Origin of the sequence: Paenibacillus radicis (ex Xue et al. 2023), from assembly GCF_024722015.1 — a bacterium.
In the GTDB taxonomy this organism is placed as follows: Bacteria; Bacillota; Bacilli; order Paenibacillales; family NBRC-103111; genus Paenibacillus_S.
This window is the reverse complement of record NZ_JANQBD010000021.1, coordinates 1-15,925: the sequence shown is the minus strand read 5'-3', so window position 1 is coordinate 15,925 and position 15,925 is coordinate 1. Positions and strand designations below refer to the sequence as shown.

The following is a 15,925-nucleotide window of genomic DNA, read 5'->3' as shown; positions in this document are numbered from 1 at the left end:
ATATGGTATGCTATACATCAGAATTATACAGAGCTTGTTGAAAAAGCAAAGTTAATATAGAACTATTGGAGTGAACACATATGAAGCTGCACATTTATGTTTTTGCCGGATTGGCCGAACGAATGGGCGGGCCTCTGCTTGAGCTTGAATGGGAGCAAATGGCGCCTTTGACATCCTTACTTTTAAAAGAGCAGCTTATTGCCCGCTATCCGCAAGCAGCTGAGACACTCAGGCATTCTTTCGTAGCTATCAACCAGAGCTATGCAGACGATGATCACCTCATTCAATCCACGGATGAAATTGCTATAATTCCGCCTGTTTCCGGTGGCCAGCCCCAGCTTGCAGAAATGACTCGTGAGGCCATCTCTGTACAATCGGTCAGCAATAAAGTACTGCATCCCAATCATGGTGCCGCTCTTTCCTTTATCGGGACTACCCGCGAGTGGACTCATGGCAAGCGTACCATTCAATTGGATTACGAGGCCTATGAGCCTATGGCTATCAAAACAATGAATCAAATCATTCTAGAAATCCAGCAGCGTTGGGAGGGGGCTCTCTGTGCCATCACTCATCGGTTAGGACGAGTCGATATTGGTGAAATCAGTGTTGTAATAGCCGTCTCCGCGCCGCATAGAGATGCAGCCTATGAAGCAAGCCGGCATGCGATTGAGCGTTTAAAGCAAATTGTACCCATTTGGAAAAAAGAAATTTGGGAGGACGGTTCCGAATGGAAAGGGCATCAACAAGGGCCGTGGAATCCTCTAATATAATCGCTCTACTTAAAAAATAGGAATGAAACTACAATAAAGGGGAACAATCGCATCATGAATCCATCCGAACCAAATCATGAGGTGAACGCAACTTCCAATGCCACCTCAACCAATCGTTACTCGCGGCAGCTGCTATTCGCCCCCATAGGCGAGCAAGGACAGGCCAAGCTAATGAAGTCCCGTGTCGTGATTGTTGGCATGGGTGCACTTGGCACTGTGCTGGCTAATCATCTCGTTCGTGCTGGGGTCGGATATATCCGTCTAATAGACCGCGATTTTGTCGAAACCAGCAATCTTCAGCGTCAAATGCTTTACGATGAAGCCGATGCCGCCGCATCGAAACCAAAAGCATTGGCTGCTGCAATTCGCCTGCAGCAAGCTAATTCGCTTGTACATCTTGAGCCCGTTGTGAGTGACTTAAATGCTACAAATGCGGAGGAACTTCTCTCTGATGTTGACCTTATCCTGGATGGCACAGATAATTTCAGTGTGCGCTTCCTGATTAATGATGTAAGCATCAAGCGTGGCATACCATGGATATATGGCGGTGCCGTGAGCTCCCGTGGAGTATCCTTGACGATCATTCCTGGCGTAACCCCCTGTCTGCGCTGTTTATTCGGTCAGGCACCTGCGCAAGGAACAACCGAAACCTGTGATACGGCCGGTGTAATCGGACCAATTATCCATACGGTTGCTTCTCATCAATCCACTGAGGCGTTTAAACTGCTTGTAGGTGCTCAAGAGCAGCTAAACCGCAAGATGGTACATTGGGACCTTTGGTACAATCAACACTCTGCAGTAGACGTCAGCAAAGCTAGGAAAGCGGATTGTCCCGCTTGCTCGCTTCACCAATACGATTACCTCGATCAGGAGATTGCAGAAGAGACGATTCAAACTCTGTGCGGCCGTAATTCAGTCCAAATCCAACCTATTCTAAAAGCCGTATTCAATTTGCAGGAATGGGCTGTAAAATGGGAGCCTTTGGGACGTGTTGAAGCAAATCCGTTTCTATTGAAATTGCACCTAAATGATACTATCACTCTTGTGTTATTTCCCGATGGCCGTCTATTGGTTCAGGGCACTGATGACCCTATCACTGCCAAAAGCATATATAGCCGCTATATCGGTATGTAATACTGTAATCATTAGCTTTCACCTCGGTGTTTAATTTTATATCTAAATTATTTTCATGTTGCCAATATTCGACATTCTTGGTACGATAAATAGCAATATGGATAACATACATTAGACCTATACAAAGCCCGAGGTGAGTAGCTTGAAAGTTTCTGTCACAGATTTACATGTAGGTGACCGTACCGGATCTGATGTGTTTAATTGGAACGGATTGCTTGTCGTCTCGGCTCATACTGTATTGAATGGTGAAGATATTGATAAACTGCACCGACATAACATTGATTATGTAGATATAATGCTGCGTTTTGATGGAGGATTACCGGAGCAATCAAATGTTATTACCACTTCGATAGATGAGCTAAGAATAGACCCGATTGCAACCTTCGAGAATGCAGTAGATACAGTAAAGCTGTTATTTTATGAAGTTGAACAACACGGACAAATTAAAGAGGCTCTTATTGATAGCGCTTTCACTCCACTGACAGATCACTTCAAACAAGAAAATGATGTTGTCTCTCTGCTATTAACCATGAATTCGAAGGATGATTACACTTATCAGCACTGTGTTCAGGTTGGCATGCTTTCCTATTATATCGCCAAGTGGATGGGTTATTCAGAGCAAGAAGCTCTTATTGTAGGAAAAGCGGGTTATGTGCATGATATCGGAAAAAGTAATATAAGCCTTGATATTCTTAACAAACCGGGTCGTTTGACCCATGAAGAATTTGAGGAAGTTAAAAAGCATGCGAAATACGGTTATAATCTAATCAAAACTTCGAAAATGGAAGAAGCTATTGCATTAGCCGCACTGCAGCATCATGAGCGGTTGGACGGTTCTGGCTATCCTTCCAATCTAAAAGGTGATGACATACATCCGTATGCAAAAATAGTTGCAGTAGCCGATATTTACAGCGCTATGGTATCGAGCAGAGTGTATCAGAAAAAGCAAAGCCTCCTTCAAGTGCTTATAGAATTGCACCGGCTTAGCTTCGGACAGTTGGATCCGCAGGTCGCGCAAGTTTTCATCCGAAATATGATTCCTAATTTTATCGGTAAACGGGTTCTGCTCTCGTCCGGTGAAATCGGCCAGGTCATTATGACACATCCTTCGGATTTCTTTAAACCGCTGGTTCAAGTTGATGATCGCTTTATCAATCTGACCGAGCAGCCTGAACTGGAAATACAAGAGATTTATGTTTAAATCATAATTTCATCCTGTTATAGCTCAACAAGCCTGTAGCCCCTAGTATTATTATAGGGATCACAGGCTTGTTCATTGAACCATTCGTAGCTTATTAGGCTTTCTTCACAAAGGATTTTATCGATCACTAAATCACGGAACATGTACTTACTCAGCTAATCAGCCATCCTTTTTGCTCTTAAAAATGTTTTTTTCCAGTATGCTTTATTGATATCAGAAATTTGAACCCCATCCTTGGGCTCGGGGGATGCGTGAATCATTTGGGAATTCCCCATATAAATTCCTACATGCCCTACTGTCTTATTGGTACGGAAACGGCCCGGCACATAGAAAAACATTAAATCCCCTTTTCTCAAGCTTGATCTGCTAACCGCTATTCCTTGAGTTGATTGTGCGCGAGCCGTCCTTTTCAGCATAACGCCTTGGCGTTTATATAAATATTGGGAATATGTTGAACAATCAAATTTACTTGAAGTAGGGTAAGGAGCTGCCCCGAATAAATATTTGACTCCAAGATATGCTTTCCCTTTCTGGATCAATGCGTTCATATCGATATTCTTAAGTGCCACAGGTATTGCATTTTCCCCAGGCTTAATATCAATTCTGCTCGCCGCCATCAAGCTTTCGTTGCTTGAATACTCTCCTGTTAAAACTTCCCCCAAATCCTTCCATGTCTCTGTGCCCTTAAACGGATCATTGGGATCATCTGCGAAATCCAGGTCACTTCCCATATTAGGCGCATCCGGACCATCAATCGGATCTGTCACCATATCAGCAGAGGGGAAAATAACAAGCTCCTTCTCAGTAACGCTATAATTCATATCATCCTGAAGAAGTCCTACAGCAGAAACAGGAATATACACTAATGAATTTCTTGAAATTGGCGGATCCGTAAGCTTGACGGGTTCATCTCCTTTCAGAACCTCTAGACCCCCTACCTTCCATTCATAAGTGGCGTCATAATCTCCCATTTGATAAGTGTTATTCGCTGCTTCCCATCTCGTCTTAAAGTTCAACACACGAGCCAGATCGTTTCCCGAAACATAAAATTTTCCATCGAAGCTGACGATGTTTATTACTCCTTCTTTCGCAGTTGATGCTCCTTGGTTTGTATTAAGTATTGAAATACCATTCGTATCTCCAGTACTTTGGGCTGAACTTCCGCTGCTTGTACCCGTATTGGAAGGCGGCTGAGATTGCTTCTGCGTTGAGTTACTGCTACAACCACCGCTTGCCATAAATACAGCCAAGGATAAGAAAACAATCATACTCCGTCCAACAGAACGTCTCATCATGTAGCTCCCACTCCCTCAAATAAATAGTATCTTTGGATATTAGGATGAGATAACAAGGTTATCCCTATACATTAGAAACATTGGAAAAATATAAAAGACAGACAGTTCAAATTACTTACTACTTACACCTGAGGAATTTTTTGGAATAATTACATGGTACATTTCGCCATTCTTTGATATAGTTGATACTGACAAAATTATACAAAAGGGGACATTAAATTGAAAAGTTTTCTATTAGTATCAGCTATTGCTGCAATTAGCCTTATAGCAACAGGCTGTGGTTCATCACCAGCACAACCGGCAGTTCAAAACTCAGCACCTAGTCCAAATACCACTGCCACAGCACCTGTAAAAAAAGAAGAGCCTGCTAAAAATGTTACTTTAGAAAGTCTTGTCCAAGCATTTAAAAATGGTGGAGTTGAGGCAGAAACACCGGCTAAGATGGAGGCAAAGGATTATGGTGCGGCTCCAAAATTAGGCAATGGCATGCGCATTTTTGTTCCATCCTTAGGTAAAGATAGCGGCGGCCGTGTGCTTCAATTTGATAATAAATCAGATTTAGAAGGTATGAAGAAATACTACGATGACCTTGGAAAAGCTTCTGCTATAGCATTTTCCCATACCTATGCAAAAGGATTGTTCTTACTCCAAATGAATGGAACGATGAAAGAAGATCAATTTATAAAATATAAAGAAATAATGGATAAAGTAATCAAATAAATAAAGCAGAGCCCTCTTTCCTTCGGATCGAGGGCTCTGCTTTATTTATTAAAGTTTAACTTGCTGTTATATGCAAAGTATAAACCGGACAAAGTCGATATAGGGTAAGAAATAACGAGAAAGGCCCTGATGCGATTCCTTCGCAAACAGGACCTTTTTCGAAGTCAATGGGTACAAAATCAGACAATTCTACCAATAGCGCCATTGACAAGAGACGGTTCGTTTGTATCCGTACTTTCGTTCGTATGAAATGTTGGGCTAAAGAAGGTATCTCCCGGCGAAAATGAGGCCGAACCCGCATTTACCTTGGCACTGCTGGATAAGATGATAAAAGCAGTATCTCCATTATTTACATTGGAACTCGGACCAACGCTATTGATTTTAAAACTCCCGATAAATGAAGGCAATCGGCGCAACTCCTTCCAAATAGCAATAGTCATATATATGTAGATTATTGCCCAAGTGTGACCCAATAAAATGACTTGTTTCCTTGGCAGACAGGAGGCGTCCCTAAGAGTGTTTGCTAACCATTTGTTAAAAGTCAATCACTGAAAAAATTGAAGAAGACGAACTTAAAAAGTTCGCCTCCTACACTCAAAGATAAATCTGGATTCGGCACAAAATCGGCACAAACGATTTCAGCCATTGTACGGTAAACCGAAATCCTTGTAACAGCAAGGGTTTCGGGGTATTAGCCGATACTGCCTTCCATTTCGAACTTGATCAATCGGTTCATTTCTACTGCGTATTCCATTGGCAGTTCCTTCGTGAACGGCTCGATGAAGCCCATAACGATCATTTGTGTTGCTTCAGCTTCTGTTAAACCGCGGCTCATGAGGTAGAACAATTGATCCTCAGACACCTTGGATACAGTAGCTTCATGCTCCAGCGTAATGTTGTCGTTCATAATTTCATTGTAAGGAATTGTATCTGAAGTGGACTCTTTATCCATGATCAAAGTATCGCATTTGATATTAGCTTTGGATCCTTGGGAATTACGTCCAAACGATGCCAAACCGCGGTATGTTACTTTACCGCCATGCTTGCTGATCGACTTCGAGACGATAGTGGACGTAGTATCAGGAGCCAAATGTGTCATTTTAGCGCCTGCATCCTGATGCTGTCCGCGGCCTGCAACAGCGATGGATAATACCATACCTTTAGCGCCGCGGCCTTTCAATACAACTGCCGGGTATTTCATGGTCAGCTTGGAACCGATGTTACCATCGACCCATTCCATAGTTGCATTTTCTTCAGCAACAGCACGTTTAGTAACCAGGTTATAAATGTTAGGAGCCCAGTTCTGAATCGTAGTATAACGAGCACGTGAATTCTTTTTGCAAATAATTTCTACGACTGCGCTATGCAACGAGTTTGTGCTGTAGATCGGCGCTGTGCAGCCCTCTACATAATGGACGAAGCTATCTTCATCCGTAATAATCAAGGTCCGCTCGAATTGTCCCATATTCTCCGAGTTAATCCGGAAGTAAGCTTGCAAAGGAATATCTACCTTTACACCTTTTGGAACGTAGATAAAGCTGCCGCCGGACCAAACCGCACTATTCAATGCAGCGAATTTGTTGTCGCTTGGAGGAATGATAGTTCCAAAGTGTTCTCTAAAAATTTCAGGGTACTCCTTAAGAGCAGTATCCGTGTCAGTAAAGATAACGCCTTGATCCTCAAGCTCTTTTTGCATGCTATGGTAAACAACCTCAGACTCATATTGAGCCGATACACCAGCCAAAAACTTTTGTTCCGCTTCAGGAATACCAAGCTTGTCAAATGTTTCTTTGATCTCGGTAGGAACCTCTTCCCATGTTTTCCCTTGCTTTTCGGATGGTTTAACATAGTACTGGATCTCGTTGAAATCCAAGTCATCCATATTACCGCCCCAACGCGGCATAGGCATTTTCTCGAATTGCTCAAAAGATTTCAGACGGAAATCCAACATCCATGCCGGTTCGTCTTTCATTCTTGAAATTTCTTCTATGATCTCACGGTTCAGACCTTTACCGCTTTGAAATATCGATTGATGCTCATCACGAAATCCATATTGGTAAGCTTCCATTTCAGGCATTTTCTTAGCCATCGTTTCCAACCTCCTAAAACTTTTTGTGAAAAAAAACTTACATCGCAAGCATAAGCTTATCAATTTAAAATGGGTTATTTATTTGCTTGTTCAATCCCTTTGCGCAATGCATTCCAAGCCAATGTTGCACATTTGATCCGTGCCGGAAACTTGTTTACACCCGAAAGAGCTTCAATATCTTCATATTCGAACTCAACCGCTTCGCCCTTCATAAGGCCTGAGAATTTCTCAGCCATTTCGAGTGCTTCTTCTAATGTTTTACCCTTAACAGCATCCGTCATCATGGAAGCAGACGACATACTGATGGAGCAGCCCTCGCCCACAAACTTCGCAGCTTTTACCTTACCGTCTTCAACCTGCATTTGCAGCTGAATTTTATCGCCGCAGGTTGGGTTGTTTAAATCGATAGTAACGGCTTCATCTTCAAAGGTGCCGCGATTTCGGGGCGTTTTATAATGATCCATAATGACGCGACGGTATAAATCATCCAATTGCATGGCCGAAATACTCCTTTGTTTTTATTAGTGAAGCTACCAACCGATCAACATCCTCTTCTGTATTATACAGATAAAAGCTTGCCCTTGCAGTTGAGGATGCTTTCAGCCAACGCATAAGCGGCTGGCAGCAATGATGCCCTGCACGTATAGCGATTCCATCCGCATCCAATACGGTAGCCACATCATGAGGATGCACTTCTCCAAGATTAAATGTAATAAGTCCAGCCCGATCATTCCGTGGTCCATAAATCTTCAAATCGTCAATCGTAGACATACGATCCATTGCATAGGCAGTTAGCTGCTTCTCATGACGGTCGATTTCGTGCAGACCAACACTTTCGAGAAAATCAATTGCTGCTCCCAATCCAACCGCTCCAGCAATCATAGGCGTGCCGCCTTCGAATTTCCACGGCAATTCCTTCCATGTGGATTCATACAAATCTACATGGTCAATCATTTCTCCGCCGTATTCGATAGGCTCCATCTCCTGCAATAGAGCCTTCTTGCCGTATAACGCTCCGATCCCCGTCGGACCGCACATTTTGTGGCCGGAAAGAGCATAAAAATCGCAATCTAGATTTTGTACATCGACCTTAAGATGAGGAGTGCTTTGCGCACCGTCAACGACCATCTTAGCACCCTTGCGATGTGCAATGGCTGCAATTTCCTTCACAGGATTAACTACGCCAAGTACATTGGAAACATAAGTTACGGAAACAATTTTGGTCCGTTCAGTAATAGTTTGCTCCACATCCTCCAGACGTATGGATCCATCCTCCTGAAGTGGAATATATTTCAAGACAGCGCCGGTAGCCTTAGCCGCCTGCTGCCATGGAATGAGATTACTGTGATGCTCCATAGGAGTAATAACGATTTCATCGCCTTCGTTACATACGGAGCGAGCATAACCAGTAGCAACCAAATTAAGGGCCGTTGTTGTGCCGCGGGTAAAAATGATTTCTTCTGTCGATTTGGCATTAATGAATTTAGCGACTTTCTCCCGAGCGCCTTCATAGGCGTCGGTAGCCCTGGAACCCAGCGTATGAACACCGCGGTGAACATTAGCATTATCCCATTCATAATAGTGCTTAATGGCTTCGATTACGGACACCGGCTTTTGAGAGGTTGCCGCCGAGTCCAAATAAACTAATGGATGTCCATTTACTTCCTGATGAAGAATAGGGAACAATTGGCGGATCTCTTTTGAATTCATTGTCCGAGCTTCCTTTCTACAAAGCTTTGCAGTTGGGATTTAACCTTCTCCATTGGAATTTCAGAAACTACAGGAGCCAAGAATCCGTAGATAACCAACCGTTGCGCTTCTTCTTTAGTGATACCGCGAGACATCAGATAATGAATTTGATCGGGATTCACTTGGCCTACACTTGCAGCATGTCCAGCCTTAACATCATCCTCGTCGATCAGCAGGATTGGATTGGCATCACCACGAGCTTTCGGACTGAGCATAAGAACCTTTTCTGTCTGCTCTCCATTCGCACCTGTAGCGCCTTTTTCAATCTTGGTGATCCCGTTGATAATCGCAGTAGACTCATCGCGCATAACAGCGCGAGTGATCATTCCACTTGTCGAAGCTTTTCCGAAGTGAATCGCCCGTGTTGTAACATTCAGCTTCTGCTCGCCTGTACCTACACATATAATTTTGGCATCGGAATTCGAACCGTTACCCTTCAATACGGAGGTAGTGTCCGACATCACGTTTCCGTAATTCATCTCACCGATAACCCAATGCACATTTGCATCATTCTCCACGATCGCACGGCGATAGCTCAGGTCAACGACAGAAGCATTGAGATTATGAACAGAAGCAAAATTAACTGTTGCTCCAGCTTTTACAATGATTTCCACGATTCCGTTCTGAACTAAATTGTTCAATTCGCCTACGGAAGCAAAATTATCTACATACGTTACCGAAGAATGCTGCTCAGCTACGATTAGTATATGCGGCGAGAAGCTTGCTTCTGCGTCATCTGTCAAAAACAATGCTTGAATAGGCACATTTACTTGAACGTTCTTAGGAACATATAGGAACACCCCACCGCTCCAAAGCGCGGTATGAAGGGCAGTTAATTGATTCTCATCCTTGCTGACAACGCTCATGAAATAGCTTTTCACAAGATCAGCATGATTAACCAAAGCATCCTCCAGGCTTGTAAAAATAACGCCCTGCTTTGCAAGCTCTTCCGATGCGCTGTGGTACACAACGCTGCAATTTTTTTGAACCAACAAATTTTCCGCTTGGCCTTGACCTTCATCCTGCAATAAAGCTTTGGCAGATTCCGGCAGCTCCTCAAGAGAGGTCAATGCAGCTTCCGCTTTATATGATCCGAAGGAATTAAGATTCCAACGGTCTATTCTTGTTTTTTCCAGCTTAGGTAATTCCAACGATCCAGCCAACTCTAACGCTTCAGCGCGCAGATTGGTCATCCATTCAGGCTCACGTCTAGATTTCGACAGCTCCACGATGGTTTGACGATCGATGGGAAGAATTGTGTTTGCACTCATTTCAAATATTCCTCCAGTTCGGTTGTCATTAGTATCTTGGTGCTGTCGTGTTCATTGGTACTTTGAACTCTTCATCTTGTCCGCCAACAGTCTCGTCAACAATTCCGAGTTCCTCTTTAATCCAGTCATAGCCTTCATTCTCAAGACGCTCTGACAACTCAGGACCACCAGATTTAACAATACGGCCCTGCATCATTACATGTACAAAGTCCGGTTTAATATAGTTAAGCAAACGCTGATAGTGAGTAATAATCAAGAAGCCGCGTTCTTCGGAGCGCATAGCGTTAACACCTGTAGCTACGATACGCAGGGCATCAATATCAAGACCGGAATCAATCTCATCCAAAATAACAAGGCTAGGCTCAAGCAGCAGCATTTGTAAAATCTCATTACGCTTTTTCTCGCCGCCGGAGAAACCTTCATTTAAGTAACGGTGCATAAATTCGGGATTCATCTCGAGCTCTTTCATCTTTGCTTCCATCAGGCGGATGAACTTGATCAATGAGATCTCGTTGCCTTCGCCGCGGCGTGCATTAATCGCACTGCGCAAGAAATCGGCATTCGTTACGCCAGTAATTTCACTAGGGTATTGCATAGCTAAGAACAATCCTGCTCTCGCTCTTTCATCAACTGCCATTTCCAATACGTCTTCACCATTCAAAGAAATGGATCCTTCAGTTACTTCATATTTAGGATGCCCCATGATAGTGGAAGCCAATGTACTTTTCCCTGTACCATTCGGCCCCATGATGGCATGTATTTCTCCACCTTTAATTTTCAAGCTCAAGCCTTTCAAAATTTCTTTACCTTCAATTGTCGCTTTTAAACCGTCTATAATAAATTCCGGTGCATTTGCCATGTTTTCTGCCTCCATAATTTGTAGTTCTCTTTAGAGTACTGATTATTAGATAATAATCATTCTAAACTGATTATCAATGATTCTCAATACTAATATATTATATCTTACCAAGTCAAATCAATAAAGCCTAAAATTGTCTGTTTTCAGAGAGTTTTCAATTACATGATAGCCTATCAGCTCAGCGCCTCTTTTATTTCCTCAATAGCTTTTTGAAAAGCTGCATCGTCAAGGACTGGTTTGCGTTCCATCCCACTCAATGTATCACTTTCCAGTTGTATCCAAGATTTGCATCCATTATACAAAGGCAATATCGGTAATTGAGCCGGAGCTGTGAGCTCATACACCCGAAGCAACATCACATGCAAAGGTTGAGTTCGCTTCCACTTAAGCCTTTCTTCTGCAAAAGTGTCCGTCCATATATGAAGACCACCCAGTCTAGACAATTGCTCTTGATCTTCTACTAGAATATCCTCGACAAGCTCGGCATAACATTGGATGGACACATTCGTATCCTCTATGCTCCAACCTTCCAAAGTTTTATCCAGCTGGTGCTGATACTCCGGCTTGATCCATTGCTTTTTCTGGTGCTCATAGGTTGGAAACAAATAAAAGCTATCGCTTTCTATCTGAAAATCCCTTGTTTCTTCACGGATACCACCCTTGCGCATAATGAGTATTTGTTGACCGCTTCGAAGAGCTTCTATGGCAACCGCCCACTCTTTCAAGGCAACAGGTCTCATTGTATTTTCACTTAGCATTTTCACTATCCTTTCCTTAGTAATTATGAGCCATGAATCCGGATTCAAACATTAATTCCTATGATATTATAAATAAGTTTGCGCTCCAAAACAATCCAACCTTTAACAAGCATAAAACAGATCATAAAACCCCAACCTATAATCGCATTTATTAAATCTCTGAAGGAGGAAAAACGATGCGTGAAGGACTTATTCCAACCGTTTTAGGAACAGCAGTTACAGCTTCAGGTGTGGCATTACGTAACAAATATCCGATGGCTGCAGCCGCGGTCGCAGGATTCGGACTTGCTCATGTTGTACTGGGCGCTATTGACTTGGTTGAGCACCGCAGCATCAAAAACAAATATTTCGAATAGATTTTGCTGAAGTACTGGAATCATTAATTCTATTGTAAAGGTCACAGAATGGCGGGCGAAAGCCCGTCTTCTTTTAATAATATGAGACGTACAAGCTTTCAGCAGAGCTAAACAAGTCTGATACTGCAAGAAAACCAGCAAATGAATCCGGTCACTCATCCTCAAAAGGCTCGTTAGAGATTCTTATCTCCCAGCAGCGCTATCCTTATTATACCAGAAAACTTACAAAAAGCCTCATGATGGCCGTGCTCATCAGCAGTGATGGTTTTTACAAGTTAAAAAAGAGCACCCACCGGTACCCTCACTTAATAAAAATATATTCAAACTTGACGTTTTACTTTCCAATATCTAATCCAAAGTATACGTCAGATCATTTATTTACATTTGCAAACATAGCGGGCTCATGAATACGATCATACTGCTGTTGGTTTACCTTCATTGGATTCGTGCCTGCCACGGTCTGGTTATCCTGAGAAGTCAGTCCAAGTGTCAGTACAACTCCAAGAGCAACGGCAGCAAACAATAATCTCACGATTACCTTCATAGTAAGAAAACCTCCTGATATGCTATCGACTATATTTTATGTAACCCTCAACTTGATCCTCTCAAAATAACTATCTATAAGCTCATATCATGCAACCTTAATTATTATTTTAAAAAATAAGCGTTAAGAGGATGTTAATGGCACGTGTTTTTTTTGTAAATATCCGTATTTTCACTATAAATAAGGCAAGAAGCTGGCAGCAGAAACAACCTCATAAATCAGGGCTGATTACTAGGGATACCTTCCAAGATGACGAACATTTTGATATACTAGATAGCGATATGTTTACGGACTAAACCTGTGCTTGAATAGTTTTTCTTCGATATGACGGTAAAAGCTAAAGAAGCCGGTTTTTGCTGAAGCAAACTTTAAGGGGGAATTATTTTAATGACTACATACCACGCATTTACTGAAGCTGAAGCGGTTGAATATGCCCGCACGATTCCGAATCTTTTTGCACCGAACAGCGAGCTGGCAAGCCGTGAAATCGGCGATGGCAATTTAAATCTAGTATTTCATATTTCTGAACCTTCTACCGGTAGAAGCATTATTTTGAAACAAGCGCTTCCCTATGCAAAAGTCGTTGGCGAATCATGGCCACTCACTCTGGATCGTGCAAGGATTGAAAGCGAGGCGTTGATCATTCAAGAATCGCTGTGCCCTGATCTGGTTCCACATGTCTTTGTATATGAAAAAGATCTCGCATTAACCGTTATGCAAGACCTAAGCGATCATGTTATTATGCGTAGAGGACTTATTGAAGGAAATCGATATCCATTATTCGCTCAGCATATTGCACGTTTTTTGGCACACACCTTATTTTACACATCTGACCTTGGCATGAATCAACAGGAGAAAAAAGAACGCGTTAAGCAGTTCATCAACCCTGAGCTATGCAAGATTACTGAGGATTTAATTTTTGACGATCCTTATTATAATGCAGAAACCAATAATGTACCTCCCGCTATTCAAGATGCCATAGAAGCACTCTGGCAGGATAAAGAGCTTCATTTGGAAGTTGCTATATTAAGAAACAGCTTTCTGACACATGCTCAGTCACTGCTTCATGGCGATCTGCACACCGGCAGTATTTTTATTACGCAAGACTCGACTAAAGTTATCGATCCGGAATTCGCTTATTATGGTCCAATGGGCTTCGACATCGGCGCTGTGTTCGCGAATCTGCTATTGAACTACGCCGCTCAGGAAGGCTGGAGCAAGGATGCAGAGTCGCGTGCGGATTACCGCGGCTATTTGCTTGGCACAATCAAGGATGTGTGGACATTATTCCAAGGGGAGTTCCGTTCGTTGTGGAGCTTGTACGGGGAAGATCGGCTGTCCAAGACAGAGGGCTATCAGGACTGGTACTTGCAGCAGGTGCTGCGTGACACTATCGGTTATACCGGCAGCAAGATCGTTCGCCGCGTACATGGCTTGGCACAGGTTGCCGACATTAACAAGCTGGAAGATGAAGCAGCTAAGGAACGTGCCCAACGCATCGCTTTGCGGATTGGGACTGCACTCATCAAACACAACCGCCAGGCTCAATCGATTGATGAATTGTTAGAAATTGCAGTTAAGGCTGTTGAATAGTTAGAGGATCATGAGCCTACACGCTGGAAGAATAAAGGAGATATTTTATTATGGGAACATTGGATAAACAATCAACGGCGGACTGGCTTCAATCAGTCCGTTGGAATTCAGCAGATAATCAGCTTGATCTGCTGGATCAGCGCTTGCTGCCCGATGAGATCGTATACCTGGAGCTGACTACGTCAGAGCAGGTATGGGATGCAATCAAGCAGCTTGCGGTTCGTGGAGCGCCTGCGATCGGCATCGCCGCGGCGTTCGGGGTTTACCTCGGCGTACGCAGCACAAGCGGCAGCCGTGAGCAGCTGCTTGACGAAACCGTCAAGCAATGCGATTATTTGGCGACGTCGCGTCCGACGGCGGTGAACTTGTTCTGGGCGCTGGATCGGATGAGACAGCGTGCGGAAGCTCTTGCTTCCGCCGGCGGCGAGCCGGAGGCGATGAAGCAGGCGCTGCTGGATGAAGCGAAGCTCATCCAGAGCGAGGATGAGGAGACGTGCCGCCTCATAGGCGAGCACGCGCTGGCGCTGTTCGAGGACGGCATGGGCGTCCTCACGCACTGCAATGCGGGCGGCCTGGCCACAGCCCGCTACGGCACGGCGCTCGCGCCGATGTACCTGGCGCAGGAGCGCGGCATACACCTCAAGGTGTATGCCGACGAGACGCGGCCCGTGCTGCAAGGCGCACGCCTGACGGCGTTCGAGCTACAGCAGGCCGGCGTCGACGTGACGCTCATCTGCGACAACATGGCCGGCGCCATCATGCACAAGGGCTGGGTGCAGGCGGTGATCGTCGGTACTGACCGCGTAGCGGCCAACGGTGACGTCGCCAACAAAATCGGCACCTACAGCGTCGCGGTGCTGGCGAAAGCGCATGGCATTCCTTTTTATGTAGCATGCCCGATGTCCACTATCGATCTGAATACTCCTAACGGTGATGATATTCCAATTGAAGAACGTCACGAAGATGAAATTACACAGGGTTTCGGTAAACGTACAGCTCCACAAGGAATCAAAGTTTACAATCCCGCCTTTGATGTGACGCCTAACGAATATGTTACGGCTATCATTACAGAAAAAGGTGTTATCCGAGCTCCTTACAATGAAAATTTAAAAAAGCTATTTGCTGAAGCATAACTTTTCAAAGCGACCACTCCTCCTGAGTGGTCATTTTCATATTGCTGAAGACTGCTAACAGCCCTATTATAGTAAAACTAGACAGATTCCCAATAGTAGCTAACTAGTTTTTCACTTTTAAATAGGGCTCTACTCTATATTTATGTTTTTGACGATGTATTCAGGCTATTCAGGCCATACCGATCACAATGAAGCCCCACAAAGTGTTCTCGGGATTTGCAAAAGAAAAACAACTGGAAATCCTCCTGCTAATTACCCTCATTTTTCTTCTAGAAGGTATCTAGCTGAAATTTCTGGCGCTAATTTAGGACTTTATTCCCTAAATGGACGGTGTAAAATTGTTTGTGTACCACAATTTGGAGCCTAGTCAGGCAACAAAAAAGTAGGGTATTCTCGGGATTAGTGAAGTCACCAAGAAAGGAACCCTACTCATGGCAACTATACACGAAACAA

17 protein-coding genes are annotated in these 15,925 nt (G+C 43.7%); 8 read left to right on the top strand and 9 right to left on the bottom strand.

Translation table 11 applies throughout. The features are described 5' to 3' along the window. The first annotated feature begins 80 nt into the window (after nt 1-80). The 3 genes from NV381_RS25755 (at nt 81) to NV381_RS25745 (ending at nt 3,105) form a co-directional block, all read left to right on the top strand. A complete protein-coding gene (locus NV381_RS25755; RefSeq protein WP_258216167.1) occupies nt 81-770 on the top strand; it encodes a molybdenum cofactor biosynthesis protein in 690 nt (229 codons plus the stop codon). A gap of 54 nt (nt 771-824) precedes the next feature. Continuing rightward, nucleotides 825-1,904 (top strand): ThiF family adenylyltransferase, encoded by a 1,080-nt coding sequence (locus NV381_RS25750; protein WP_258216166.1) that lies wholly within the window; start codon nt 825-827, stop codon nt 1,902-1,904. Nucleotides 1,905-2,037: 133 nt separating this feature from the next. Continuing rightward, nucleotides 2,038-3,105 (top strand): HD-GYP domain-containing protein, encoded by a 1,068-nt coding sequence (locus NV381_RS25745; protein ID WP_419182300.1) that lies wholly within the window; start codon nt 2,038-2,040, stop codon nt 3,103-3,105. 155 nt (nt 3,106-3,260) lie between these two features. On the opposite strand, the gene NV381_RS25740 is transcribed toward NV381_RS25745, so the two are convergent. Beyond that, complete coding sequence (locus tag NV381_RS25740) at nt 3,261-4,400, bottom strand: NlpC/P60 family protein (RefSeq protein WP_308862281.1); 1,140 nt, start codon at nt 4,398-4,400, stop codon at nt 3,261-3,263. Nucleotides 4,401-4,619: 219 nt separating this feature from the next. On the opposite strand from NV381_RS25740, the gene NV381_RS25735 reads away from it, so the two are divergent. Beyond that, the gene (locus NV381_RS25735; RefSeq protein WP_258216164.1) at nt 4,620-5,120 is read left to right on the top strand and encodes a stress protein; all 501 of its coding nucleotides are present in this window, start codon (nt 4,620-4,622) and stop codon (nt 5,118-5,120) included. 179 nt (nt 5,121-5,299) lie between these two features. Here the strand turns inward: NV381_RS25735 and NV381_RS25730 are convergent, their stop codons facing one another. The 7 genes from NV381_RS25730 to NV381_RS25700 form a co-directional block, all read right to left on the bottom strand. Next, nucleotides 5,300-5,527, bottom strand: coding sequence for a spore germination protein (locus tag NV381_RS25730; RefSeq protein WP_258216163.1), 228 nt, complete (start codon nt 5,525-5,527; stop codon nt 5,300-5,302). Nucleotides 5,528-5,811: 284 nt separating this feature from the next. Next, a complete protein-coding gene (sufB, locus tag NV381_RS25725) occupies nt 5,812-7,209 on the bottom strand; it encodes a Fe-S cluster assembly protein SufB (protein WP_258216162.1) in 1,398 nt (465 codons plus the stop codon). A gap of 74 nt (nt 7,210-7,283) precedes the next feature. After that, a complete protein-coding gene (sufU, locus tag NV381_RS25720) occupies nt 7,284-7,706 on the bottom strand; it encodes a Fe-S cluster assembly sulfur transfer protein SufU (RefSeq protein ID WP_308862276.1) in 423 nt (140 codons plus the stop codon). Further along, nucleotides 7,693-8,919, bottom strand: a complete 1,227-nt coding sequence (locus NV381_RS25715) for a cysteine desulfurase (protein ID WP_258216161.1) — start codon at nt 8,917-8,919, stop codon at nt 7,693-7,695. Before NV381_RS25715 ends, sufU begins: the two co-directional genes overlap by 14 nt. Then, complete coding sequence (gene sufD / locus NV381_RS25710; RefSeq protein ID WP_258216160.1) at nt 8,916-10,229, bottom strand: Fe-S cluster assembly protein SufD; 1,314 nt, start codon at nt 10,227-10,229, stop codon at nt 8,916-8,918. The genes NV381_RS25715 and sufD overlap by 4 nt, the downstream gene beginning before the upstream one ends. 28 nt (nt 10,230-10,257) lie before the next feature. Then, nucleotides 10,258-11,088 carry a Fe-S cluster assembly ATPase SufC gene (gene sufC, locus NV381_RS25705; RefSeq protein ID WP_171650466.1) on the bottom strand — a complete coding sequence of 277 codons (831 nt, stop codon included), beginning with the start codon at nt 11,086-11,088 and terminating at the stop codon, nt 10,258-10,260. 173 nt (nt 11,089-11,261) lie between these two features. Continuing rightward, nucleotides 11,262-11,846, bottom strand: a complete 585-nt coding sequence (locus NV381_RS25700) for a DUF1802 family protein (RefSeq protein WP_419182299.1) — start codon at nt 11,844-11,846, stop codon at nt 11,262-11,264. A gap of 176 nt (nt 11,847-12,022) precedes the next feature. Between NV381_RS25700 and NV381_RS25695 the strand changes: the two genes are divergently transcribed. After that, nucleotides 12,023-12,202 (top strand): asparagine synthase, encoded by a 180-nt coding sequence (locus NV381_RS25695; RefSeq protein WP_258216158.1) that lies wholly within the window; start codon nt 12,023-12,025, stop codon nt 12,200-12,202. Nucleotides 12,203-12,572: 370 nt separating this feature from the next. Here NV381_RS25695 and NV381_RS25690 read toward each other — a convergent pair whose 3' ends face one another. Continuing rightward, on the bottom strand, nt 12,573-12,746 hold the full coding sequence (locus NV381_RS25690; RefSeq protein ID WP_258216157.1) for a hypothetical protein: 174 nt from the start codon (nt 12,744-12,746) through the stop codon (nt 12,573-12,575). 137 nt (nt 12,747-12,883) lie between these two features. Here NV381_RS25690 and NV381_RS25685 point away from each other — a divergent pair, with 137 nt between their 5' ends. From NV381_RS25685 to mtnA, 3 genes are all read left to right on the top strand, one after another. Then, the gene (locus NV381_RS25685; RefSeq protein ID WP_258216156.1) at nt 12,884-13,042 is read left to right on the top strand and encodes a hypothetical protein; all 159 of its coding nucleotides are present in this window, start codon (nt 12,884-12,886) and stop codon (nt 13,040-13,042) included. Nucleotides 13,043-13,133: 91 nt separating this feature from the next. Next, nucleotides 13,134-14,339: an S-methyl-5-thioribose kinase gene (mtnK, locus tag NV381_RS25680; protein WP_258216155.1), complete on the top strand. Its 1,206-nt coding sequence runs from the start codon at nt 13,134-13,136 to the stop codon at nt 14,337-14,339. Between the two features lie 50 nt (nt 14,340-14,389). Further along, complete coding sequence (mtnA, locus tag NV381_RS25675) at nt 14,390-15,472, top strand: S-methyl-5-thioribose-1-phosphate isomerase (RefSeq protein WP_258216154.1); 1,083 nt, start codon at nt 14,390-14,392, stop codon at nt 15,470-15,472. The last annotated feature ends 453 nt before the right edge of the window (nt 15,473-15,925 follow it).

What these genes read in the sequence shown, in the direction of transcription:
- sufU (WP_308862276.1), bottom strand. Translation starts at nt 7,706, where the DNA reads ATGCAATTGGATGATTTATACCGTCGCGTCATTATGGATCATTATAAA.
- NV381_RS25690 (WP_258216157.1), bottom strand. Translation starts at nt 12,746, where the DNA reads ATGAAGGTAATCGTGAGATTATTGTTTGCTGCCGTTGCTCTTGGAGTT.
- sufB (WP_258216162.1), bottom strand. Translation starts at nt 7,209, where the DNA reads ATGGCTAAGAAAATGCCTGAAATGGAAGCTTACCAATATGGATTTCGT.
- NV381_RS25740 (WP_308862281.1), bottom strand. Translation starts at nt 4,400, where the DNA reads ATGATGAGACGTTCTGTTGGACGGAGTATGATTGTTTTCTTATCCTTG.
- sufD (WP_258216160.1), bottom strand. Translation starts at nt 10,229, where the DNA reads ATGAGTGCAAACACAATTCTTCCCATCGATCGTCAAACCATCGTGGAG.
- NV381_RS25750 (WP_258216166.1), top strand. Translation starts at nt 825, where the DNA reads ATGAATCCATCCGAACCAAATCATGAGGTGAACGCAACTTCCAATGCC.
- NV381_RS25715 (WP_258216161.1), bottom strand. Translation starts at nt 8,919, where the DNA reads ATGAATTCAAAAGAGATCCGCCAATTGTTCCCTATTCTTCATCAGGAA.
- NV381_RS25700 (WP_419182299.1), bottom strand. Translation starts at nt 11,846, where the DNA reads ATGCTAAGTGAAAATACAATGAGACCTGTTGCCTTGAAAGAGTGGGCG.
- mtnK (WP_258216155.1), top strand. Translation starts at nt 13,134, where the DNA reads ATGACTACATACCACGCATTTACTGAAGCTGAAGCGGTTGAATATGCC.
- NV381_RS25695 (WP_258216158.1), top strand. Translation starts at nt 12,023, where the DNA reads ATGCGTGAAGGACTTATTCCAACCGTTTTAGGAACAGCAGTTACAGCT.
- NV381_RS25685 (WP_258216156.1), top strand. Translation starts at nt 12,884, where the DNA reads ATGGCACGTGTTTTTTTTGTAAATATCCGTATTTTCACTATAAATAAG.
- sufC (WP_171650466.1), bottom strand. Translation starts at nt 11,088, where the DNA reads ATGGCAAATGCACCGGAATTTATTATAGACGGTTTAAAAGCGACAATT.
- mtnA (WP_258216154.1), top strand. Translation starts at nt 14,390, where the DNA reads ATGGGAACATTGGATAAACAATCAACGGCGGACTGGCTTCAATCAGTC.
- NV381_RS25755 (WP_258216167.1), top strand. Translation starts at nt 81, where the DNA reads ATGAAGCTGCACATTTATGTTTTTGCCGGATTGGCCGAACGAATGGGC.